Origin of the sequence: Photobacterium carnosum (genome assembly GCF_021236965.1) — a bacterium.
GTDB classification, from domain to species: domain Bacteria; phylum Pseudomonadota; class Gammaproteobacteria; order Enterobacterales; family Vibrionaceae; genus Photobacterium; species Photobacterium carnosum.
This window is the reverse complement of record NZ_WMDN01000003.1, coordinates 217,703-238,963: the sequence shown is the minus strand read 5'-3', so window position 1 is coordinate 238,963 and position 21,261 is coordinate 217,703. Positions and strand designations below refer to the sequence as shown.

At 37.4% G+C, this 21,261-nt stretch carries 22 protein-coding genes and 1 pseudogene; 14 read left to right on the top strand and 9 right to left on the bottom strand.

Features of this window, described 5'->3' with window-relative positions; all coding sequences use genetic code 11:
* Window positions 1–70: 70 nt before the first annotated feature.
* Entirely contained in the window at window positions 71–1,234 is a 1,164-nt protein-coding gene (locus GLP24_RS04680) for a tyrosine-type recombinase/integrase (protein ID WP_232575548.1), read from the bottom strand.
* A gap of 179 nt (window positions 1,235–1,413) precedes the next feature.
* Here GLP24_RS04680 and sbcB point away from each other — a divergent pair, with 179 nt between their 5' ends.
* The 7 genes from sbcB to purT all read left to right on the top strand — a co-directional run bounded on the left by sbcB (window position 1,414) and on the right by purT (window position 8,123).
* Window positions 1,414–2,835: an exodeoxyribonuclease I gene (sbcB, locus tag GLP24_RS04675; protein ID WP_232615599.1), complete on the top strand. Its 1,422-nt coding sequence runs from the start codon at window positions 1,414–1,416 to the stop codon at window positions 2,833–2,835.
* Between the two features lie 166 nt (window positions 2,836–3,001).
* Complete coding sequence (locus GLP24_RS04670; protein ID WP_232615598.1) at window positions 3,002–3,526, top strand: hypothetical protein; 525 nt, start codon at window positions 3,002–3,004, stop codon at window positions 3,524–3,526.
* A 117-nt stretch (window positions 3,527–3,643) separates the two neighbouring features.
* On the top strand, window positions 3,644–3,988 hold the full coding sequence (locus tag GLP24_RS04665; protein WP_101768373.1) for a CidA/LrgA family protein: 345 nt from the start codon (window positions 3,644–3,646) through the stop codon (window positions 3,986–3,988).
* Window positions 3,985–4,674 (top strand): CidB/LrgB family autolysis modulator, encoded by a 690-nt coding sequence (locus GLP24_RS04660; RefSeq protein WP_152652642.1) that lies wholly within the window; start codon window positions 3,985–3,987, stop codon window positions 4,672–4,674. The genes GLP24_RS04665 and GLP24_RS04660 overlap by 4 nt, the downstream gene beginning before the upstream one ends.
* A 212-nt stretch (window positions 4,675–4,886) precedes the next feature.
* The gene (gene cdd, locus GLP24_RS04655; protein WP_232575545.1) at window positions 4,887–5,774 is read left to right on the top strand and encodes a cytidine deaminase; all 888 of its coding nucleotides are present in this window, start codon (window positions 4,887–4,889) and stop codon (window positions 5,772–5,774) included.
* 133 nt (window positions 5,775–5,907) lie between these two features.
* The gene (locus GLP24_RS04650) at window positions 5,908–6,783 is read left to right on the top strand and encodes a DMT family transporter (RefSeq protein ID WP_101768376.1); all 876 of its coding nucleotides are present in this window, start codon (window positions 5,908–5,910) and stop codon (window positions 6,781–6,783) included.
* Between the two features lie 164 nt (window positions 6,784–6,947).
* Entirely contained in the window at window positions 6,948–8,123 is a 1,176-nt protein-coding gene (purT, locus tag GLP24_RS04645) for a formate-dependent phosphoribosylglycinamide formyltransferase (protein WP_232615597.1), read from the top strand.
* A gap of 76 nt (window positions 8,124–8,199) precedes the next feature.
* On the opposite strand, the gene GLP24_RS04640 is transcribed toward purT, so the two are convergent.
* Together GLP24_RS04640 and GLP24_RS04635 are read right to left on the bottom strand one after the other, a co-directional pair.
* Entirely contained in the window at window positions 8,200–8,838 is a 639-nt protein-coding gene (locus GLP24_RS04640) for a thiopurine S-methyltransferase (protein ID WP_232615596.1), read from the bottom strand.
* A gap of 298 nt (window positions 8,839–9,136) precedes the next feature.
* On the bottom strand, window positions 9,137–9,430 hold the full coding sequence (locus GLP24_RS04635; protein ID WP_005367981.1) for a hypothetical protein: 294 nt from the start codon (window positions 9,428–9,430) through the stop codon (window positions 9,137–9,139).
* A 237-nt stretch (window positions 9,431–9,667) separates the two neighbouring features.
* Here GLP24_RS04635 and GLP24_RS04630 point away from each other — a divergent pair, with 237 nt between their 5' ends.
* Window positions 9,668–10,075 (top strand): nitrous oxide-stimulated promoter family protein, encoded by a 408-nt coding sequence (locus GLP24_RS04630; RefSeq protein ID WP_232615595.1) that lies wholly within the window; start codon window positions 9,668–9,670, stop codon window positions 10,073–10,075.
* Window positions 10,076–10,155: 80 nt separating this feature from the next.
* On the opposite strand, the gene GLP24_RS04625 is transcribed toward GLP24_RS04630, so the two are convergent.
* A complete protein-coding gene (locus GLP24_RS04625; RefSeq protein ID WP_152652637.1) occupies window positions 10,156–10,524 on the bottom strand; it encodes a spore gernimation protein in 369 nt (122 codons plus the stop codon).
* A 74-nt stretch (window positions 10,525–10,598) separates the two neighbouring features.
* On the bottom strand, window positions 10,599–11,288 hold the full coding sequence (locus GLP24_RS04620; RefSeq protein WP_232615594.1) for a pseudouridine synthase: 690 nt from the start codon (window positions 11,286–11,288) through the stop codon (window positions 10,599–10,601).
* Between the two features lie 341 nt (window positions 11,289–11,629).
* Here GLP24_RS04620 and GLP24_RS04615 point away from each other — a divergent pair, with 341 nt between their 5' ends.
* Window positions 11,630–12,403: a class I SAM-dependent DNA methyltransferase gene (locus GLP24_RS04615; RefSeq protein WP_221944959.1), complete on the top strand. Its 774-nt coding sequence runs from the start codon at window positions 11,630–11,632 to the stop codon at window positions 12,401–12,403.
* Window positions 12,404–12,504: 101 nt separating this feature from the next.
* Here the strand turns inward: GLP24_RS04615 and hpf are convergent, their stop codons facing one another.
* On the bottom strand, window positions 12,505–12,894 hold the full coding sequence (gene hpf, locus GLP24_RS04610; RefSeq protein ID WP_101768383.1) for a ribosome hibernation-promoting factor, HPF/YfiA family: 390 nt from the start codon (window positions 12,892–12,894) through the stop codon (window positions 12,505–12,507).
* A gap of 484 nt (window positions 12,895–13,378) precedes the next feature.
* On the opposite strand from hpf, the gene GLP24_RS04605 reads away from it, so the two are divergent.
* Entirely contained in the window at window positions 13,379–14,740 is a 1,362-nt protein-coding gene (locus GLP24_RS04605) for a phosphatidylserine decarboxylase family protein (protein ID WP_232615593.1), read from the top strand.
* A gap of 263 nt (window positions 14,741–15,003) precedes the next feature.
* Here the strand turns inward: GLP24_RS04605 and GLP24_RS04600 are convergent, their stop codons facing one another.
* Window positions 15,004–15,525, bottom strand: coding sequence for a hypothetical protein (locus tag GLP24_RS04600; protein WP_232615592.1), 522 nt, complete (start codon window positions 15,523–15,525; stop codon window positions 15,004–15,006).
* 703 nt (window positions 15,526–16,228) lie between these two features.
* Here GLP24_RS04600 and GLP24_RS04595 point away from each other — a divergent pair.
* From GLP24_RS04595 to GLP24_RS04580, 4 genes are all read left to right on the top strand, one after another.
* Window positions 16,229–17,236: a substrate-binding domain-containing protein gene (locus tag GLP24_RS04595; RefSeq protein ID WP_232615591.1), complete on the top strand. Its 1,008-nt coding sequence runs from the start codon at window positions 16,229–16,231 to the stop codon at window positions 17,234–17,236.
* 286 nt (window positions 17,237–17,522) lie between these two features.
* The gene (locus tag GLP24_RS04590) at window positions 17,523–18,173 is read left to right on the top strand and encodes a 2OG-Fe dioxygenase family protein (RefSeq protein ID WP_232615590.1); all 651 of its coding nucleotides are present in this window, start codon (window positions 17,523–17,525) and stop codon (window positions 18,171–18,173) included.
* Window positions 18,163–19,407, top strand: coding sequence for a cysteine desulfurase-like protein (locus tag GLP24_RS04585; protein WP_232615589.1), 1,245 nt, complete (start codon window positions 18,163–18,165; stop codon window positions 19,405–19,407). Before GLP24_RS04590 ends, GLP24_RS04585 begins: the two co-directional genes overlap by 11 nt.
* A 226-nt stretch (window positions 19,408–19,633) precedes the next feature.
* Window positions 19,634–20,206: a DUF2913 family protein gene (locus GLP24_RS04580; protein WP_101768389.1), complete on the top strand. Its 573-nt coding sequence runs from the start codon at window positions 19,634–19,636 to the stop codon at window positions 20,204–20,206.
* 129 nt (window positions 20,207–20,335) lie between these two features.
* On the opposite strand, the gene GLP24_RS04575 is transcribed toward GLP24_RS04580, so the two are convergent.
* Both GLP24_RS04575 and GLP24_RS04570 read right to left on the bottom strand, forming a co-directional pair.
* Complete coding sequence (locus tag GLP24_RS04575; RefSeq protein WP_101768390.1) at window positions 20,336–20,692, bottom strand: hypothetical protein; 357 nt, start codon at window positions 20,690–20,692, stop codon at window positions 20,336–20,338.
* A gap of 183 nt (window positions 20,693–20,875) precedes the next feature.
* Window positions 20,876–21,035, bottom strand: a pseudogene (locus tag GLP24_RS04570) (GNAT family N-acetyltransferase); the annotation flags it as partial.
* Window positions 21,036–21,261 lie beyond the last annotated feature (226 nt).

The window sequence follows — 21,261 nt, the reverse complement described above, 5'->3', positions numbered from 1 at the left end:
ATTTGTAATATATATTACACTTCCCTCAACATAAACAACACTGAAAATTAAAAGTAAATAACCAAAAAACCTACTTCAAATAACTATCTAGCTTTTCAGCATACAGTTCATACCCTTCTAACTGGTCTTTCAACCAATCATGTTTGTTATAAACCGCTAATACTCCACCTAGCTCGTGGCCTAACATCTTTTCAACCACATGTGGCATTACACCAAGCTCTGATGCTCCGGTAGATAGTGAACGTCTAAAATCATGAGTACGCCAATCTTCAATGGGTAACCCATCCCTTATACGGCGGATATAACGGTTAGCCGCTGAAATGGTTATAGGCTTATCAAGATCACCACCTGGGAAAAGCACATCATCATAAGTAGCCATTACTCGCTCTAATATCGCCCTTGCTTTAGTTGGAATTGGGCGTCTTATTGGTGTATTAGTTTTACTAAGTTCTTTCGGTACCGTCCATATACCCGCTTCCATATCAAAGTGGCTACGACGCGCAAGGCGTAATTCTGATAAACGACTGCCCCACAACATGGTTAACTGATGCAACGCTTTATTAGATGAGCTAGCGCGGCTGCGTTCGATGGCCAACCAAATCATGCTGAGTTCTGAAAACGTTGGCACTCGAGTACCGACTTCTGGTGCTTTACCTACGTGTTGTCTTTTAATACGGTCTAAGTCGGTTTTTTCAATAATGAACTTGCTCTTACAAAAGTTTAAACAGGCTCTTAGCTTGGTGAATAGTGAATTAGCGGTTTTGGGTTTATCAAGGCTAATGGTATCTAACCACTGCATCCATTCTCTAGCTGGTATCGTTTCTACGTTACGTTCAGGGAACGCACCAATAAGATAATTCTTAGCAAAAGAGCGATAAAGAGCCTGAGTACCCGCTTTTAATTGAGGGACATAATGTTTAAGCCAGTACGCTACACAATCATCTAAAGTGATAAATTCAAGCTCGCCCGTTAAAGCAATGTTGGGATTTCGACCAGATTCTCTCAATTCCATCATTAATTTATGCTTTCGCCTTGCCTCTTTAAGGCTAGTTACGGGATACTTACCTATACGAATTCTTAGGCTTTTTTTATTAAAGCGGCAACGGTAATCAAAATAGATTTTAGCTTGCGGTGTAATGCGGACAACGAGCCCTTCACCATCACTAATTTCAGCTTTACCGTCATAAGCGTCTTGCTTTGATATAAGATTAAGTTGTCGGTCTGTCAGGCTCATTACGCTATTCCTTTAAATTAGGACACAGGCTCAGATTTAGGGACACACATTAGGACACAAATGCAAATCCCACGCTGAATTCAATTGGAATTAACTACTGTATATACACACAGTATATCACGAAAAGCCATAGTTATAACAATTACTTAATACAACACACATGGCTTCTGGAAAATACTATGAACAAGAAAAATGAGCCAACACTATACTGGATTGATTACGAAACCTTTGGTGCCAGTCCAGCGAATGATCGCCCTTGCCAATTTGCAGGGGTGCGTACCGATATGGAGATGAACATCATCGGTGAGCCTTTGGTGATCTATTGTAAGCCACCAGCCGATTACTTACCGTCACCTGAAGCCTGTTTGATTACGGGTATTACACCACAAGAAGCGATGGAGAAAGGTTTATCAGAGCCTGAGTTTATTGCGCAAATTCATGCTGAGTTATCAAAGCCAAATACCTGTGTAATTGGTTATAACAACGTGCGCTTTGATGATGAAGTTACCCGTTATACGTTATACCGTAACTTTTATGACCCTTATGGCTGGGCGTGGCAAAACGGCAACTCTCGTTGGGATTTACTCGATATTATGCGTACATGTTATGCATTGCGTCCTGATGGCATTAACTGGCCGACAGATGATGAAGGTCGTCCTAGCTTTAAGCTTGAGAAGCTCTCTATCGCCAATGGTATTGAACACGCGAATGCCCATGATGCCATGGCTGATGTCTATGCCACAATTGAGCTGGCGAAGATTTTAAAGCAAAACCAACCTAAGCTGTTTGATTACCTGTTTGAGTTGCGTCATAAGCGTAAATTACAAGATCTGATCGATATTGTAGATCTAACCCCGATTGTGCATGTATCCGGTATGTTTGGCACTGAATGTGGCAATACCAGTTGGATCGTGCCGATGGCGTGGCATCCCGATAATCAAAATACGGTGATCTGCGTTAACCTTGCCCAAGATCCAACCCCATTGATTGAGATGAATGCTGATCAACTGCGTGAGCGTTTATACACTAAGCGTATCGATCTTGGTCCTGATGAATTACCAGTCCCGATTAAAGAAGTGCATTTAAATAAGTGCCCTGTGCTTGCGCCTGCGAAAACGCTTAAAGCAGAAGATGCAGCCCGATTGGGGATTGATCGTGAGTTATGTCTTAAACATTTAGCATTATTAAAACAGCACCCTGAAGTTCGTGCGAAGTTGCTTGAAATGTTCAGTGTTAAACGTGAATACGCCAATAGTGATAACGTTGATACCATGCTTTACGATGGCTTCTTCTCAACCGCTGATCGTTCTACGATGGATATTATTCGAGAAACTGAGGTTGATGCACTGGCAACATTAGAAATCAATGTTGAAGATGAACGTATTAAACCGCTGTTGTTCCGCTATCGTGCACGAAATTACCCATTAACGCTTACCTATCAAGAACAGCAGCGTTGGAAGCATCATTGCCAAGATTTCTTTGAACAGAACATGACTAAGTACATGGAGAGCTTTGAAGCAGCTGCGCTCGATTGCCAATCCAATGAAAATAAAATGAAGATCATGAAGTCGTTATATGACTATATTAATAAGTTAATGTAATTCATGGTGTTACACATTTAAAAACACAATAAGCTCATCATAATAATCATGTGATGGGCTTTTTTATTATTAATAAGACCTGTTATTTGATGATTGTCGCAATTACGTCAACACTTAATGCTATCGAGTGAGGTTGTGTTCGAGGCGTTTACAAATGGGTGGAATAATGACAACGAAAACGGCAATAAAATGTTATCGCTTTGAAGGTATTGATTTTATTCCTGAAGATAGGCTACTTCGATGGCATGATAATCAACAAATACTATTAACTGATGACGAATCCCGTTTTTTAGCCTCTCTTTGTCATCTTGCTGGTGAAGTTGTCAGTATTGAGTCGGTGTACCGTTATACCTTTATCTACCCCAATGCATTCGAAGATAGCGGTGATCATCATTATGATCTCAATATTCTATTATTATCACTGTCTAAAAAATTATTTCGTCATGGAAAAATGGCTATACCTATCTATATTATCCCTAGTTATGGCTTTCGCGTGTCATTACCCAATACCGCAGCAGTACGCAATGAAACCTCGGTATTAAAAAAAACGCCATCATGGTCAAACATCGCAAAAAAGCACACCAGAAAACCATTCTCATTAGTGATAAAGACTAATTATGCAACTATTTTTACAACAATAGTCATTACATTCATACTACTAATAAGCTTGTATGTATTTACGATTAATTAACATTATCGCTTGTTTTATCAACGAAAACTCATATAGTCCGTTAATATTAAAAAATTAGTGTGACAATTGTCATGCTAATTTGTATGATGAATAAAACATTTAAGAGTTATTCTACACATGAATTACATCCGCTCATTTGCCATCGTCATGGCTTGTTTCTTTTTAGGGCAAGGCATTCAGCATTTTTCTGGATTACCGGTTCCTGGCAGTATTATTGGTTTATTTATCCTCTTTATCGGCCTGGTTACTGGAATTTGTCGTGCTGAATGGGTTGAAAGTACCTGTAATCTATTAATTAAACATATGGCACTGTTATTTGTTCCCGTGGGTGTCGGTTTAATGAATTACTTAGGCATCATTGAAAATAATGCCGCTATTATTTTTGCAAGTACTCTTGGTAGCACCACTATTGTATTAATTGTAATCGGGTTAGCAGTACACCATAAGGAGAAAAATTCATGATTTGGCTAGTGGCAACTTTAGTCTGTTTTTATTCTGCACGTTATTTAGCGATGAAAATTAAAAACCCTTTTTTCAACCCTCTTTTGATCACCCTTATTATCATGATTCTGGCACTAAAATGGCTGGAAGTGCCTTACCAAACTTATTTTGCTCAAAATGAAGTGATCAACTATTTGTTAGGCCCGGCCGTTGTTGCATTAGCTTTCCCGTTATATCAACAAATTGGACTTATTCGTAGTAAGTGGAAAACCATTTTAACCTCATGTTTTGTTGGCAGCGTGTTATCAATGACCTTTGGTACTGCGATTGCTTTTTCAATGGGTGCGGATGCTCAACTTGCGGCAAGTATTTTACCTAAATCTATCACTACGCCCCTTGCAATGGCGGCTTCTCAACAAATTGGTGGTATTCCTGCGATCACTTCTGCAATGGTGATTATTGTCGGGTTATTTGGCGCGGTATTAGGTTATCCGATCATGAAGCTATTCCGTGTAAAACACCCATTAGCAAAAGGCTTATCGATTGGTACGGTTTCACATGCATTAGGCACAGCCAAAGCTGTAGAAGAAAACTATCAAGAAGGGGCATTTAGTTCGTTAGCCTTGGTTATTTGCGGCATTATGACAACCCTATTAGCCCCGCTGATGTTCCCTTTGCTTTTACACTTGTTTGGTCATGCTTCGTAGCGCAACACGTAATCGAACATAAAGTAATCAAAATAATCAAATTTCAACAAGTCATTGAAATAATGTCTTGTTAATTACAGAAACAAGTGTGACGCCACTCTCAATAATGTAATAGGTGTAATAGCAAAGTAAATAATGTGATCAAGATCACTCTCAGCGTACGGTGATTCACATAGAATGTTTTGCCATAAACAATGAAGGAGTAACACCCAATGTACGCACGTGTTATAAAAGCATTAAGCTTATTACCTGCTGAATTGGCGTCAGCTTTAAAGCCTATTATTGAAGCTTCAGATTTCGATTCGACTATCAGTCCTGAGCAATTTGAATGTTTATTATCAACAACGCACATGACTGATACTGAACTTCGCTTGGCCCTCCTTCCTCTTGCTGCTTCCTATGCTGTAGTCCCTATTTCTAATTTCTATGTTGGTGCAATTGTACGTGGCACATCTGGCCGCTTATATTTTGGCGCTAATATGGAATTTGAAAACGCAAGCATGGCTTGTACTATTCATGCTGAGCAATCGGCTATTAGCCACGCATGGATCAAGGGCGAAGTGGGCATTAAAGATGTCACTATTAACTACAGCCCTTGTGGTCACTGCCGTCAGTTTATGAATGAATTAACCTCTGCTAACGACATGATCATCCAACTGCCACAACGTGAACCAATGACGCTGCAACAATACCTACCTGATTCTTTCGGCCCGCTAGATTTAGGGGTTAAAGATGGTCTATTAAGTGATTTGAATAATGGTATTCGTATTGAAGAAAATTCAGAACTTGCGATTAGCGCGTGTAATGCAGCCAACCGTTCACATGCACCTTACTCAAAGAATTTCAGTGGTGTGGCATTAAAAGCACAAGATGGTCGTATCTTTGAAGGAATGTATGCAGAAAATGCGGCATTCAACCCAAGCTTACCGCCTCTGCAAGTTGCATTAATTAATATGAATATGTCTAACTATTCATTATCTGAAATTGCAGAAGCGGCACTGGTAGAAAGTGCTGAAAGTAAAATTAGTCAATTAGCGCGTACACAAGCATTGTTAGATGCACTTAATCCCGATATACAATTAACGTATGTTGCTTATTAAGTCTGCAATTGATTTAAAAAGATTGAAGAGACCGCCTAAGTGGCGGTTTTTTGTTATCTAAACTTGATCAATGTTGGCTATCAAACACCAAAAGCGTATCATCTTGCCACCTAATTATTAGAAGCCAATGACAATGTCTCAAACACATAATCCTCTGCGAGGCGCAGCATGGATGCTAACTGCCGGGCTCGCGTTTGCCGTAGTAAATAGCTTAGCTCAGTACCTTAGTATCAAAATGCATGTTCCTTCCACCTCTGTGGCGTTGATCCAATACTTTATTGCATTGATCGCAATGCTGCCTTGGCTACGCAAGTTAGGCATTCGTCAATCACTTAAAACTAATCATTTTTGGTTACACTGCTTACGGGTGTTTTTTGCAGTTATTGGTATTCAGTTATGGTTATGGGCATTAGCCTACCCTGTTCCTATTTGGCAAGGTATTGCATTACTGATGATTTCCCCGCTGTTTGCAACCATTGGTTCAGGGCTCATTCTTAAAGAAACTGTCGGTAAAGCGCGTTGGTTAGCAACGTTAGGTGGTTTTGTTGGTGCAATGATTATTCTTGAGCCATGGTCTGAAGATTTTAACATCGCGACATTATTGCCTGTAGGTGCAGCCTTTTTCTGGGCAGCTTATTCATTGATGGTGAAAAAACAATCTAGCCATGAATCACCCACAACCATCGTGATGTATCTACTTATTTTAATGACGCCTTTCAATCTTATTTTAGCTGCTCCTGATTTTACCATGCCAACAATCGGTTTGGGCTGGTGGTTATTAATTCTGGCAGGTTTATTAACTGGGTTAGCACAATGGGCAATCGCTAAAGCCTATGCCGTGGCTGATGCTTCTTTTGTCCAACCTTTTGATCATGCTAAATTACCTTTAAACGTATTAGGTGGATGGTTAGTCTTTGGCTGGGCACCACCCGGACGATTATGGCTTGGTGCTGGGATTATTATTCTCTCCGTTGCTTTTATTACCCATTGGGAAAATCGTAAAAAATAACCACATTAAAACCGCTTATGATAAGCGGTTTTTTTTCGCTTCACGTTCTTCAATTATGATCTTTCTATCAAATACCCTCCAAAAGCAAACGATTGCGCAAACATTAAAATAAGGTATTATTAGCGACAGATTTCACCTTTAATGACAAATCGTAAGGAATTTCAATGTTTGGTACCGCTACTTGTTCTGATGCAACCCGTGTATTACTGCTTGGCTCTGGTGAGCTAGGTAAAGAAGTTGCTATTGAGTGTCAGCGTCTTGGGCTTGAAGTGATTGCTGTTGATCGTTATGAGAATGCGCCAGCAATGCAGGTAGCACATCGTAGCCATGTGATTGATATGTTAGATGGTGATGCACTTAAACGTATTATTGCCCTTGAACAACCCCACTTTGTTGTACCTGAAATTGAAGCAATTGCGACAGATACTTTAGTTGAACTTGAAAGCCAAGGTGTCAATGTTGTACCCACCGCTAACGCGACTAAACTGACCATGAACCGTGAAGGTATTCGTCGTCTTGCAGCTGAAACCTTAGCCATTCCAACCTCGCCTTATGAATTTTCTGATCAATATGCCGATTTTGAAGCCTCAGTGCATCGCATTGGCATGCCGTGTGTTGTAAAGCCGATCATGAGTTCATCAGGCAAAGGTCAAAGCGTGATTAAAACTGCCGCAGACATTGAATCAGCATGGCAATACGCACAAGAAGGTGGACGTGCAGGCGCAGGTCGTGTGATTGTTGAAGGCTTTGTCGATTTTGATTATGAAATCACGCTACTGACAGTACGCGCGGTTGATGGTGTGCATTTCTGTGCGCCAATTGGTCATCGTCAAGAGAATGGCGACTACCGCGAGTCGTGGCAACCACAGCAAATGTCAAAGGCAGCCTTAAAAGCGGCTGAGAACGTTGCTAAGAAGGTTGTAAACGAATTAGGCGGTTATGGTCTATTTGGGGTGGAATTGTTCGTTAAAGGCGATACAGTGCTGTTTAGCGAAGTATCCCCTCGCCCACACGATACAGGAATGGTAACCCTGATCTCTCAAGAGTTATCTGAATTTGCATTGCATGTCCGTGCCTTTTTAGGCATGCCCATTACCACGATTACACAGTATGGTGCATCAGCTTCTGCGGTTATTCTTGCTGAAGGTATTTCTACCAATATTCGATTTGATAATTTAACCGCTGCGTTATCTCGTCCACAAACGCAAATAAGACTGTTTGGCAAACCTGAAATCAATGGTCGCCGTCGTCTTGGGGTTGCGCTTACACGCCGTAATGACATTGACACAGCTGTTACGGATGCCATTGCTACGGCAGCAGATGTTAACGTCATTCTGTAGCCTTAGCGGCGCAATAAAGACAATAAAGGCGTCACATAGACGCCTTTGTTTTTTCAGCTACGCTATTGTGAGTTTATTAAACGTCAATTAGCCATACTTCTTCAGCGAAACGCTCGACACCACGCTGACGACGAGGATGGGTTGCATCAGCTTCATCACGTTCTAAATGGGTGATCTTACAACCACTGAATAACGCTTCTATTTCAGCCTTAGGCACTGAGAATGGAGGTCCGTCCATTTGTGATTGAGGGTAATCTAAGGTCACTAATAAAATACGCCCACCGGGTTTAATCAACTGCAATAAACGCTCAACATAACGTTCACGCATTGATTGTGGCATCGCAACTAAGGCCGCACGATCATACACCACATCAACCGGTGCAACAGGAACGGTAAAATAGTCCCCTTGATAAATTGTGATCTCATCAAATGAATACACATGCTCACAGCCGATCCCGGTGACTAATGGCGTGTAAAGATTCTCAGCAAAAAAAGCTTTTACAGCAATATCACTCAGTTCAATCCCAACCACATCATTATGACGCGCCGCAAGCCAAACTAAGTCTTCTGATTTGCCACACATTGGTACTAACACGCGATCATCACGTTGAGCATTAACCAGTGACCAGTGTTTTATTAATAATGGATTAACATCGGTTAAATGAAACCCGATACGATCTTCAGTCCAACGGCTATGCCAAAATTCAGCGTCCATGTATTACCTTCTTTCTTTATATATTTTTTATTTGATGCTAGTTGACCATAAGTCGCTATTGAGACTCAAGGGTTAAGTACAGAAGAAACAGGAAAACAGCAGGAATAGGAAAAATCGAAAGTGCAGGAAGAGAAGATAAACAAGGTAATGCAGGTGAACATGTCACTTTATAATAATCAACAAAAAAGGGATGCCATAGCATCCCCTTTTTATTGACCACGCTGATAGCTAGATCAAAAATCTGTTTTTCAATTTTTCTATCGGAGAGTCATTGAATAACGATTGGAAGCCACTCAGGTTATGAAATTCTGAATAGTTTAATCGAATCACGACGAACCGTTACGCCACGGAAAGTTACTGGCTCTAACAACGTCATTAGTTGCTTAGAAACAAAAAACTTACCGCCATAGCTACGATCACCGCCACGATTAACCCAATCAGCAAATTCATCAGCCAGACTGAACATTGAGTTACCGACTAATAAAACTAGAACTTTAGCCACTTCGCTATCGTTCTGACGGTTAAACTCTGCGTCACGAACTTTCTTACGATATTCGTCGACAATTCTTTCAAGGCACTCAAATCTGCTCATATACACCACCATAAAAATCGAGGCGTGGATACTACTGCTCAACTCCCGTTAAATCAAGCCATCTCCGCATGTTTCTTGTGTTTAATCATTAAATTTTTCACTCTAATAACATTATTAACACTTATTACCACAAAAAATCGTATTTCTATTTATTTTTACTCTTTTGAAAAGTTTTATTTAAAATACATCTTTGTAAGCGTTAGAATAATTCCTTTAACTTCTAACAGGTAACAATACATGGATAAAAAAGACGACTTTCACCTATTTGGTCAACTTAATGATGAATTTAGGACTATAACGGCAATGATCGATCTTTATTGCTTAAAACATCATCAAATCAATAATAACAAATTTCAACGCTGTGATGACTGTGAGCAATTTAGGATCTATGTAAAACAACGTCTCGATCGATGCCCTTATGGTAAAGATAAACCCAGCTGTAAACAGTGCCCTATTCATTGTTATAAACCACAACAAAAGATAAAGTCACAGACAATCATGCGTTATTCTGGCCCCAAAATGCTAATTAAACATCCTATTATGGCTATCAAACACCTTATCAAGGATAAAAGAGCAATACCGGTACTAAACAAAGAAATGATATCTAATCATAAAAAAAGAAAAACGTTATTAAACAATGAATAATAGAAAAAAAGCAGATATAAAAATGCAGTCCTTAAAGAATAAAGACTGCTTCCATCATGATATTGTTTGTAATAATCTATTTAATTACGATAAAAATCAATTACTTCAATTTTTACAGGTGTATTCTTTTTCGTTAGTTCAACAGTAAATTGATCTTCATCAACCACTTTAGCATTTTTAGCACCGTCACCAATAACACTCACCCCTTCAATTTTAGTGTAAAGCTTAGTGTAGTCATAGTGCATAGTAACCGTGACTTTAGTCGGTGCCGTCGTTGATAATTCAAAGGTACAAATACCTGTTGGACAAAACACATCAATATCATCAGGTGATGTAACCGACACTGTATCAACATTTTTAACAGGTGATGCTGTAACCGTTGCCTCACTACAGCCTGCTAATAACATTGTTGCCGCTACCACAAGAAAACCTAATTGACTTTTTTTCACCGATTTATCCTCATTTTATTTTATATACCGTGATATCTACTTAGACAAATACATCACAGTACAAATTATATTTATTATTGGCCTAATGACTTGATTTCATCAACCGTTAAATAACGCCATTGGCCCTCACCAACATCTAAAGTCACGCATCCAATACTCTCTCGATGCAAGCCCATTACTTTATTGCCAATACTAGCAAACATACGTTTCACTTGATGAAATTTACCTTCAGTGATCGTTAATAACACTTGTTTATCATCAACGATAGTTAATATTGCAGGTGCAGTCAGCTGAGGTTCACCTTGCAACTTAATTCCTTGAGCAAACAAATACTTAGCACTTACATCAATGGACTGACGAAGGTGTACTCGATACACTTTAGGGCATAATTTATTAGGAGAGGTAATATTAAACGACCATCGACCATCATCAGTAATAAGGACTAATCCTGTCGTATCTGCGTCTAACCGCCCCACAATATGTAGCTCTTGTGGGCGTTCTATATCAATATAGTTAAATAGCGATGGGTAAACTTCGTCAATATTAGAACAAATTGTTTGCGATGGTTTATTCATTAATAGATAACGAAATGGACGTGAACAAAGTTGCTCACCGACAAGAGTCACATCATTATTTTCATGAACTTGAGCCGAAATATCGGTGATCACGGTGCCATTAACCTGAACATCACCTTGAGTAATAGAAGCAATGGCTTGCGCTTTTGTGAATGCCGTACTTTTACAAACAAATTTATCAAGACGCATAGAAACATCGCTATTTATAAAGCGATTATTATCCTTGTCCGTCAATAATAAGCAACCACTAGACTTAGATTTAATCTATCCACTTTCAATGCTTATCCGATCATCATCAATAAACGCCTTTATCTACCAATTAATCTTACAAATGACGCTTATTTCAACGGCTTAATATTGAACATCAACACATATACCAAAAAGGTATTAAATGAAATCTATCTCAATAATTTTATTAATTTACTAAATATTGTTTGTCGCAATAATAAAGCTAGGCTAATATCGCGCAACTTTGGTAATAGTACGATTACCATAACCAACATAATTTCTTTATAATCATTAGGTTAACAATGTCTTATAACGCTTTATACACTGATTTGTCTGGCTACTATGATTTAATGTGTGCTGATATCGATTACCAAGAACAAAGTAATTGTGTCCGCAGACTCCACCAGCTATTTGGTAATCAAGGCACTCGTTACCTTGATCTTGCTTGTGGTACTGGTCCTCATGTTGAACATTTTATGGGTTATGGTTATCAAGCGAGTGGCTTAGATATTAATCAGCCAATGCTGAACATTGCTCAACAGCGTTGCCCTCAAGCAACGTTTATCCAACACGATATGTGTAACTTCACAGTTGATGCGCCATTAGATTTAATTACTTGCTTCTTATATTCATTGCACTACAACGCCAATATTGAAAAATTGATGCAATGTATTGAAAGTGCATTTAATGCCTTAACTCAGGATGGCGTTTTTTGTTTCAATGCCGTTGATAAAAATAAAATCGATAACAGCTCTTTTGTACGCCACACAACTGAATTTGAAGATAGCCATTTTATGTTTCAATCAGGCTGGAATTACAGTGGCGAGGGTGAGCATCAACAATTACAACTTCATATTGAAAAAACAAGTGACAATGTAACGCAATCTTGGCGTGATAATCACCCAATGGTGGCAATAAACTTTGTTCAATTACAACAATTATTAGCGCCATTTTTTGATGTCACCATGTTCGAACACAGCTACGATAAAATCGTACCGTGGAATGGCCAATCAGGTAATGCTATTTTTGTGTGTGTAAAAAAAGAAAATACTGTTACCAGCCAACAGGCGGCATAAAAAAAGCCTCGATCAACATACATTGATCGAGGCCTCATCAGCTTAACAATTAATATTACTCTAATAGAGTGCCTTTATAGCACCCTATTAAGCCAACACTATTATTTGTCGTTTTCAGCGATAACTACATCAGCAGCAGCTTCTGCGGCAGCTTCTTCTTCTTTAAGAAAATTTTCTTTGTCACGATCGTTTGATTCAGAACGGTGAGCTAGTGGTTTTTCTTTTTTCTTGATAATTTGACGCTCTAAACGTGCAAATGCTGCGCTTAGTGCTTCGCTTAATTCTTTTTCATCAGCTGATGCTTCAATATCACCAACACTAGTCTTAACCGCAATTTCGACAATAAATTGACGGCCTGGTTCTAGCTTCATAAATACATTACGGCTATGAAAAGCCACTTGGAATTTATCAAATTTAGCAAACTCAGATTCAATGTGAGCTTCCATATATTCAGGTAATTCAAAACCTTTAGCAATTACTTTTAAAGTCATATTTTCCACCAATAATTTATTAAGTTATTTATTGTTTGTGTTATTAACATGAACCTAAATTAAAAAACAAAACGTGACGCAGATCACAATTTAAAATCATAACACTTAACACTCAATTTAATAACTGCTGTCAAATCAAGCACAAACACCCTTCGTTTTGTGTAAATAACAGCCACAAAATATAAATACGTTTATATTACAGACGAAATGTCGTTTTTTAATCACTATTATTTAACCAAAAAAATATATAACTAATAATTAGATCTAAATGATTAATTTGGTCTATGTTTTATCTCACTACTATTTAAATCTTATTTAATTACCTATTTATAATAATTGATTATGTAATTTTGAGTTTTAACCTTTAGATTTTAGATAATGACTTAAATAGTTAGTACCGCTAATGTAAATGCAACATATATCTTTAAATATGTTGTTTATGCTTTAGCGTTTTTAAATTTAATTTCTCATTTGGTATAGAATTATGAATCAGACATACCCTCTAATAAAAGGCAATTGGCTTCCTAAAAACAAAGCACATATTGCTGCTTGGATTAAAGATTTAAAAACACGTACGCATTTAACATCTAACTCAATCGCTCAACCGATTATAGATTTTAAAGAGTTAGTTGAAAATGATCCGACATTATTACGTCTTTCACAAGATATGTTTAGTGAAGCGAAAAGCCACAAAGAATTAACGCCATTAGAAACCCCTGAAGTTAACGACTTTGATGAATTTTTAGTTCTTCTTAACCATATAATGACGCAAGCTCCCGAGTGCACTGAGTTTTTAGATCCTAAAACAGGTGCACTTGAACCTTGTGGTCTAATTGGCTTCCCTATTAATGCGCTACTTGATTGGCCAATGGCAACAGATTCAGGTTATGCATTCTTTGCTAACGAACTTGTTAACCAACAATTTAAGAAGATTCTTACTTACTGGAGTTTGTACCTTTCATCTCCAGCATCACGATCAGTATTAATTGAAAACCATCCAGATCGCACACCAAAAGTATTTGGTTGGTTAAGTGATAACGCACAAAAAGAAATGGTCACGGTTGCTTGTCAGGCAGAAGCAAGTGATTCAGAAAATTATAATAAGCCGTTTGAGCATTTCTTTAACTGTGATCCAACAGATCAACACTATGGTTTTAAATCATGGGATGACTTCTTTACTCGTACATTTAAAGATGGCGTAAGACCTATTGCTGAAGGTGATGATGTTATTGCTAACGCCTGTGAATCAGCACCATTGCAAGTTGTGACTAATGTTGCTAAGTCTTCAAATTTCTGGCTTAAAGGTCAACCTTATTCATTAGAAAATATGATGGCTTTTGACCCACTAGCAGAGCAATTTGTAGGTGGTACGGTTTATCAAGCATTCCTTAGTGCATTAAGCTACCACCGTTGGAACAGCCCAGTAAGTGGTACAGTTAAGAAAACGTATATGGTTAACGGTTCATACTACTTAGGCAATCGCTACCAAGGCTTTAGTAATCCTGATGGCGCTGATGATAGCGCACCAAATAATTCGCAGCCTTTCTTAACTGCTGTTGCAACACGCGCAGTGATCTTTATTGAATCAGACAATCCTAACATTGGCTTAATGTGTTTCATTGCTATTGGTATGGCTGAAGTATCTTCTTGTGCTGTTACTGTAGAAGAAGGCCAACATATTGATAAAGGTGATGAACTAGGTATGTTCCACTTTGGTGGCTCTACACATTGCTTAATCTTCAAACCAGACGTTGAGCTTGAATTTGATTTCCATAATACAGCGCCAGGTCTTGATGCGACTAATATTCCAGTATGTTCTCGAATTGCGACAGTAAAAAGTAAATAGCTTTTTAAGATGTATTATATAAATACTGAAGCAGTCTAAATTAGACTGCTTTTTTTATACCTTAACCTTCCAATCCACACTCGTTTATTATGGCTTAATGCGCTTCTGCCCAACAACAAAAAGAATTATCGCGATGTTTATATTTTTATTCATACCAATATCCTTTGTCATTAACAATAAAAGGCTTAATGTATATTAGTACCCGATCAATAATGACAAAGGAAAAACAGATTTATACTTACTTAATGTGTAACAAACACAATTTATAATGTAGCCACAGTACCCGTTTCTTTGACCCAATGATTAATTAACTCACCAATAGCTTCTGTATCCGTATACTGGTGCCTATCCCCACCGACTTCTACACAATGAATATTATGTTTACCTGCAACCTCTGCGGCAATCTCAGCATAAGATCCAAAAGGATCGTGCTTTTCTTGAATAATTAATACCGGCTGACTTTTCTTTTCAAGTGCAGGTAGCAATTCACGTTCTGACTCTGAAAATAGACTCCACGCAACACCAATCAATACTAGCCGATCCCAAGTAATGGCCTTTTGTGCCTTAAGGGTAATTAAACATCCAATAGATTTGGTGATCACAACATCAAAATGCCCAGATGGAAGATAACTTATTTCGTTACCAACACTAAAAGCTTGCTCATTCTTCCATGCGACAAATCGATGCATATCAACCGTTTCCTGTCGCCACTGGGTTGCTGATATTATTTTTAATAACCATGATTCAGTAATTGGCATTTTCCCCGGTATCGCTAAAATCTTCATAAATTATCCTTAGTTAGATTCATCATACAAAAATATTAATACCATAATAGCGCTATTTACCTATTAAAAGAGACACTCAAAAATACAATATTATTGTTATTTAATTAGTATCAATTTTAAACGTTATTAAGAGAACGATAATCACAAAACAATTAAGTGTAACCGATACCACTACGAATAATTTACACCTCAATAATTCTATTAATTTACTCTAAAATTCAAACTATCTCACTTTTAACATTACATTTACGCGTAATTATTTGCTAGTAATCTAAGTAAAATACGCTCGCTTTTGTGCGTTATATTTCAAAACGAAATATTCAATGTAACCGCTTCCACTAATTTGTATTAGATCACAGTTAGGACCTAAATATCGAGTAATAATAAAAAATAAAATAAGGCCCTACACACTATGTCATCACAATCTATTAGTTTAAAAACTAAGTTCAGTTACGGAATAGGTGCATTAGGTACACATTCAGATTCAATAATTAAAATTCAACATATTCCCTAAAAGCACTGGCCGCAGTGCTTTTTCTTTTTTGATTTCGTTTACAATATGCTTTTCTGTTAATCTTTTAAAATTCAGTATGATATGTAATAAGATAGCTTTATAATAACAAACTCATTTTATAATAAACGACAATATTATCTGTCACCAAGATTGAACCACACAATAGTGACATTTAATTTGAGAGCATCTATGGCAACAATTAAAGATGTTGCTCGTGAGGCAGGCGTCTCTGTAGCAACGGTATCACGTGTATTAAACCACTCACCTAAAGCAAGTAAAGCCTCTGTTCTCGCGGTAACGACTGCAATTACCACTTTAAATTACCAACCTAACCTAGCAGCACGAGCTCTTGCTAGCCATCATACAAATACGGTGGGTGTATTGGTCGGTGATGTCTCTGATCCTTTCTTTGGTACATTAGTAAAAGCTGTTGACACTGTCGCTCAACAAAATGGCAAAAACCTTTTAATTGGTAATGGTTATCATCGAGCGGAGGATGAAAGAAAAGCCATCAATTTGCTTATAAACAGCCGCTGTGATGCACTCGTTATTCATTCAAAGGGACTTTCAGATCAAGCTCTCATTGATTATGCACAACAAGTAAAATCTTTGGTTTTAATTAATCGCTATATTCCTGAACTGGCAAATCGTTGTATTTCACTCAATAATACCAAAGGTGCTTATATTGCGACTGAATACCTCCTTCGTCACGGTCATACACATATTGCTTATATCAACTCATCACACGATATAGAAGATGCAACCCAACGATTACAAGGTTATAAAGACGCACTAGCCGCCTATAATATAGAGCTAAATGAAAGTTACATAGAAACCACCGAACCGTATATTGAAGGTGGTGAACAAGCAATGACAAACTTGCTGTCAAAATCATTACCCATTTCAGCCGTTGTTACCTACAACGATAATATGGCAGCAGGTGCGATTAATATTCTTGAAGATAATGGGGTTAAAGTACCCGATAATCTTTCTGTAATAGGTTTTGATGACGGTTTAATCGCTCGGTATGTACGTCCACAATTAACCACTATTCGCTATCCGATCTATCTTATGGCTGAAGAAGCCACAAAATTAGCGTTAAATTTAATTAATGATAATAATATAAATACTATACCTCGTGTTTTTTCACCAATACTTGTCAAACGTAACTCTGTTATAAATAAAATATTAACTTAATCACCTTATTTATAAAAAATAATCAACTAATGACTATGTATATTCATTGGTTGATTATTCTTATTCATCATAAAATACGTCTACCTACTTTATTACGCCTTATAAAAGCAGTATGTGGTGTTAATCCTTAATCACAAGAAACAGCTTAAAACTTCAACATAACCATAAAATATAGATTTATACTTCATTTTTGTATTTTCTATTGAATAAATAGTCGATTAAATTTGTAATATTCAGTTTTTTAGCTAACCCTAATTGTAAGTGATACACATATAGGAGAGGTAAAATGAACATACCACTAATATGTAATTTACAATTAACGCAACTTAGTGATCATGCAGTGAATGAACTTGCACCCTCCTTTAAACATCTACCTCAAACCACCCATGCCGATGGAAAATACCGTTTACGTCGCTATTCTATTGTTCGTATTCATAACGGCAGAATAGATCACTTACCGCCAACTGACTTTGTACAGTCTAATGATATTAATCATTTTCAGGGCAACGTCGTACGTCACTTTGAAGCCCTAGATGATGATCTGATTTATTGTGATGGCATGTTAGAAATGTGTGAGTTGTTTCAACAAGCCAATGCCTTACCTGATGGTCAACCCATTGAGATTCATCAAATACGTATAGCAGTACTCAATGGCGAAACACCGACTTCACCAGAGGGTATTCATCAAGATGGTTTTGAACATATTGCCGTCATTGGGATTGATCGTCATAACATTAAAGGTGGTGAGTTCTTAGTTTATAAAGATAAAACCGCATCGCCTTTTCTATGTACTACATTACAACACGGTGAAATGGCAATTCTGGCTGATAATATCTTGTGGCATAACGCTCACCCTATTAAAGCAATAAAAAAACATCAACAAGGCTATTGGGATGTCTTTGTATTGACCACCAAGGAGATCCAACATGACATTTGATCCCATGACCATTCGATCATTATTTCCAGCACTCAATCAACGCATTAATAACCGCCCAGTGTGTTTATTTGATGGACCCGGTGGATCGCAGGTTCCGCAATCAGTTTTAAATGCCATGAGTCACTATTTAGGTCATTTCAATTCAAACTTAGGTGGCGCTTTTTTCTCTAGCATTGAAACATCCACATTAATGGCAACAGCGCGTCATGCGGCGCAAACATTAGTTAACGCCCCTTCAATAAACAACATGATCTTTGGCGCGAATATGACCACACTGACCTTTCAATTAAGTCGAGCGATTAGTCGCGATTGGCAGAAAGGTGATGAGGTAATTGTTACGGCACTCGATCATTATTCTAATGTTTCAAGTTGGCAACAGGCCGCAGAAGATAAAGGTGCAACTGTACATCAAGTACGTATCAACCAAACTACCTGTGATTTAGATTATGAGCATTTCAACGCCCTACTCACACCTCGTACTAAGTTAGTGGCAGTAACGTACGCTTCAAACGTGACAGGATCACTTATTGATGTGCAACGCATTATCACCGCAGCTCATGCCGTCGGTGCCAAAGTGTATGTGGATGCTGTGCATTACGCACCACACCGATTAATTGATGTACAAGCATTAGACTGTGACTTTTTAGTTTGCTCAGCTTATAAATTCTTTGGGCCTCACCTTGGTATTGCTTATATCGCACCGCAATGGATTCAATCATTACGCCCTTATAAAGTTGAACCCGCCCCAAATAATGGACCGGCACGGTTTGAAACAGGTACGCAAAATTTTGAAAGTTTGGCGGGTTTTATTGCTGCCGTTGATTATTTAGCCGCTTATAGTCGAACTTTAGACACACAAACATTGTCATTACGCCAGCATCTAAGTCGAAGTTTTGACGCTTACCAAACCTATGAACAAACACTAAGCCACTACTTTATTAATAAATTACGTCGTTATAATAATATGCAATTGTTTGGCTTACTGCATGAGCAACATCGCACTCCCACCTTTGCTATTCGTATTAACGGCATCCAACCAGCAGACGTTGCTATCGCATTAGGAAAACAAAATATCTGCGTCTGGCATGGTCATTTTTATGCTCAAGGTTTATGTGAACAATTAAACCTTATCGATAATGGCGGTGTTATCCGTATTGGGTGCATGCATTACAATACCTTTGACGAAATTGACACCTTATTTGAGGCTCTTAATTGCTACTTAACCCTCAAATAACCCTTATCTTTAGCAACCAAAAATAAAAAACCAATAAAAATGCAACATGTCACTTAGGTTTATTAGAAAAACAAAGTATGCTTAATCAGAGTAAAAGGAGTAATATCACTCAAGGAAACAAATGATTGCGCTAATTTCTATAATTTACAATTAACGCATTTATCTATTATCTTACATCAGTAATAGTATGATATTATCATCTAACCCGCTCCAATTCGGTACACCAATGAACCAGTCTCAACAACTACTCGATATTAGTACTAATGCTCTACTACATCTAGAATTTAAAAAGCTTGATAAACGGCTGACACAGACTGAGCAAAATAATCTACTTGTTCAGTACCTAAAAAAAATCATCAAGAATGATAAATATCGTACGGTTAAGAAATCGACGAAAAGTTGGTTATTGCGCGGTAGAAAAGTAGGTGTCTGTTTAGAATCAATACTTAATAATGATCGAGAGCGAATTTTGCAAACCAGTTCAACAGACCTTTATCGTTTTGTTGACCTCATTGAAGATGTTGAAGCTCAATTGCATACTCAAGTGCAATATTCACTCGCACATAATATCAATCTTAATGCTCGTTTTGGTAAAGTATTGGTGTGTGTGGTTGATGAAGATTTAACGTCTAGTTTTGATGATGATGGACTAATGATCAAATCAACTCAACTTTTATTCATTGGCAGCACTGAACATAAAGATATATTTTCTGCTGCAATAGATCAAAGTGGTTATTTTCAATCTGTAATTGCATATGAAGATGAAAGCCACCTTCGTGTTGAACTCTTTAGATTATAATTTTTACTGTATGAAAATACCAATGAGTCAGCTCTATTCTAATAACTTACTCATTGGTTAATGAATATTTCAAATTATTACAATTCAAAAATTATAAACCCTTCTTGATAATAAACAGTATTATTTTATTTACTGTTTATTAATGAACATTTTTCTTGCCTCAACAAAAGATACTTCTTCTAATAAATAATCAACGTTATCACAAGCATCATTGACCATTAATTTTGTTGTTATTTGTTTTACAACGTAACATTTAGCAGGAACTTGAGGTTGTTCATGGGTATCATTGAAAAAACGTAAATCATTAATAGATAAAGAAACAGCCAGCTGACTATTAATATCAATTTCCACCGCTAAAACATCACCCACTTTAGGTAAATAAGATAAGCTATCACCTGTAATATACTTTCTTGCTGGTAAAATATTTTGATCTGATTGTAAATCAACAAAATTAACCATTAATGAAATCATTGGATTATTTAACATTGTATTACCTTATTTGATTGTTTTTTTTATTATATCTATTTAGAGATAATACAACGCTCTCTAAAACATAATTATTATTTTTCATAAACTAACGGTAACTTGCGAGTATATTTTAGCGTATAAAAATCTTAAATATTTTTTGGCATGAAATGGCTGAAACCTTAAGAAGATGTCGGCCATATGATATACGGCCAACGCTCGCTCATTATCACAACGAACATAAGCAAACAGTTTTTCATCCCCCTTTCTGTTTTTCAACCTCAAACGTAACTTGAAATAACAAATGATACACCCATTGGCCTCTGCTGTTACTGCCAAGAAAGGTTCCAATAATACCCCCATGAATTTACACCTAAGTAACGCTCACGGTATACCTCGACTTGTCATACCATGGTTGTTGATACAATTTTTAATACGTTAAACGCTGAATCAGTAACAATTCATTATTTGTGATTTTTTCTGGTTCATTTGATTAAATAGTACTGAGAAAAAATCGTATTCACAGTACTGTATAAATCATCAAATACTCAGTAAAACCACTGTATATATTGAACGTGAGATACCGCATA

Coding starts and splice junctions, on each gene's coding strand:
- GLP24_RS04605 (WP_232615593.1), top strand. CDS start 13,379: ATGAATCAGACATACCCTCTAATAAAAGGCAATTGGCTTCCTAAAAAC.
- GLP24_RS04650 (WP_101768376.1), top strand. CDS start 5,908: ATGTCTCAAACACATAATCCTCTGCGAGGCGCAGCATGGATGCTAACT.
- hpf (WP_101768383.1), bottom strand. CDS start 12,894: ATGACTTTAAAAGTAATTGCTAAAGGTTTTGAATTACCTGAATATATG.
- GLP24_RS04665 (WP_101768373.1), top strand. CDS start 3,644: ATGAATTACATCCGCTCATTTGCCATCGTCATGGCTTGTTTCTTTTTA.
- GLP24_RS04640 (WP_232615596.1), bottom strand. CDS start 8,838: ATGGACGCTGAATTTTGGCATAGCCGTTGGACTGAAGATCGTATCGGG.
- cdd (WP_232575545.1), top strand. CDS start 4,887: ATGTACGCACGTGTTATAAAAGCATTAAGCTTATTACCTGCTGAATTG.
- GLP24_RS04585 (WP_232615589.1), top strand. CDS start 18,163: ATGACATTTGATCCCATGACCATTCGATCATTATTTCCAGCACTCAAT.
- GLP24_RS04590 (WP_232615590.1), top strand. CDS start 17,523: ATGAACATACCACTAATATGTAATTTACAATTAACGCAACTTAGTGAT.
- GLP24_RS04660 (WP_152652642.1), top strand. CDS start 3,985: ATGATTTGGCTAGTGGCAACTTTAGTCTGTTTTTATTCTGCACGTTAT.
- GLP24_RS04620 (WP_232615594.1), bottom strand. CDS start 11,288: ATGCGTCTTGATAAATTTGTTTGTAAAAGTACGGCATTCACAAAAGCG.
- GLP24_RS04600 (WP_232615592.1), bottom strand. CDS start 15,525: ATGAAGATTTTAGCGATACCGGGGAAAATGCCAATTACTGAATCATGG.
- GLP24_RS04680 (WP_232575548.1), bottom strand. CDS start 1,234: ATGAGCCTGACAGACCGACAACTTAATCTTATATCAAAGCAAGACGCT.
- GLP24_RS04615 (WP_221944959.1), top strand. CDS start 11,630: ATGTCTTATAACGCTTTATACACTGATTTGTCTGGCTACTATGATTTA.
- sbcB (WP_232615599.1), top strand. CDS start 1,414: ATGAACAAGAAAAATGAGCCAACACTATACTGGATTGATTACGAAACC.
- purT (WP_232615597.1), top strand. CDS start 6,948: ATGTTTGGTACCGCTACTTGTTCTGATGCAACCCGTGTATTACTGCTT.
- GLP24_RS04635 (WP_005367981.1), bottom strand. CDS start 9,430: ATGAGCAGATTTGAGTGCCTTGAAAGAATTGTCGACGAATATCGTAAG.
- GLP24_RS04670 (WP_232615598.1), top strand. CDS start 3,002: ATGACAACGAAAACGGCAATAAAATGTTATCGCTTTGAAGGTATTGAT.
- GLP24_RS04580 (WP_101768389.1), top strand. CDS start 19,634: ATGAACCAGTCTCAACAACTACTCGATATTAGTACTAATGCTCTACTA.
- GLP24_RS04630 (WP_232615595.1), top strand. CDS start 9,668: ATGGATAAAAAAGACGACTTTCACCTATTTGGTCAACTTAATGATGAA.
- GLP24_RS04595 (WP_232615591.1), top strand. CDS start 16,229: ATGGCAACAATTAAAGATGTTGCTCGTGAGGCAGGCGTCTCTGTAGCA.
- GLP24_RS04575 (WP_101768390.1), bottom strand. CDS start 20,692: ATGTTAAATAATCCAATGATTTCATTAATGGTTAATTTTGTTGATTTA.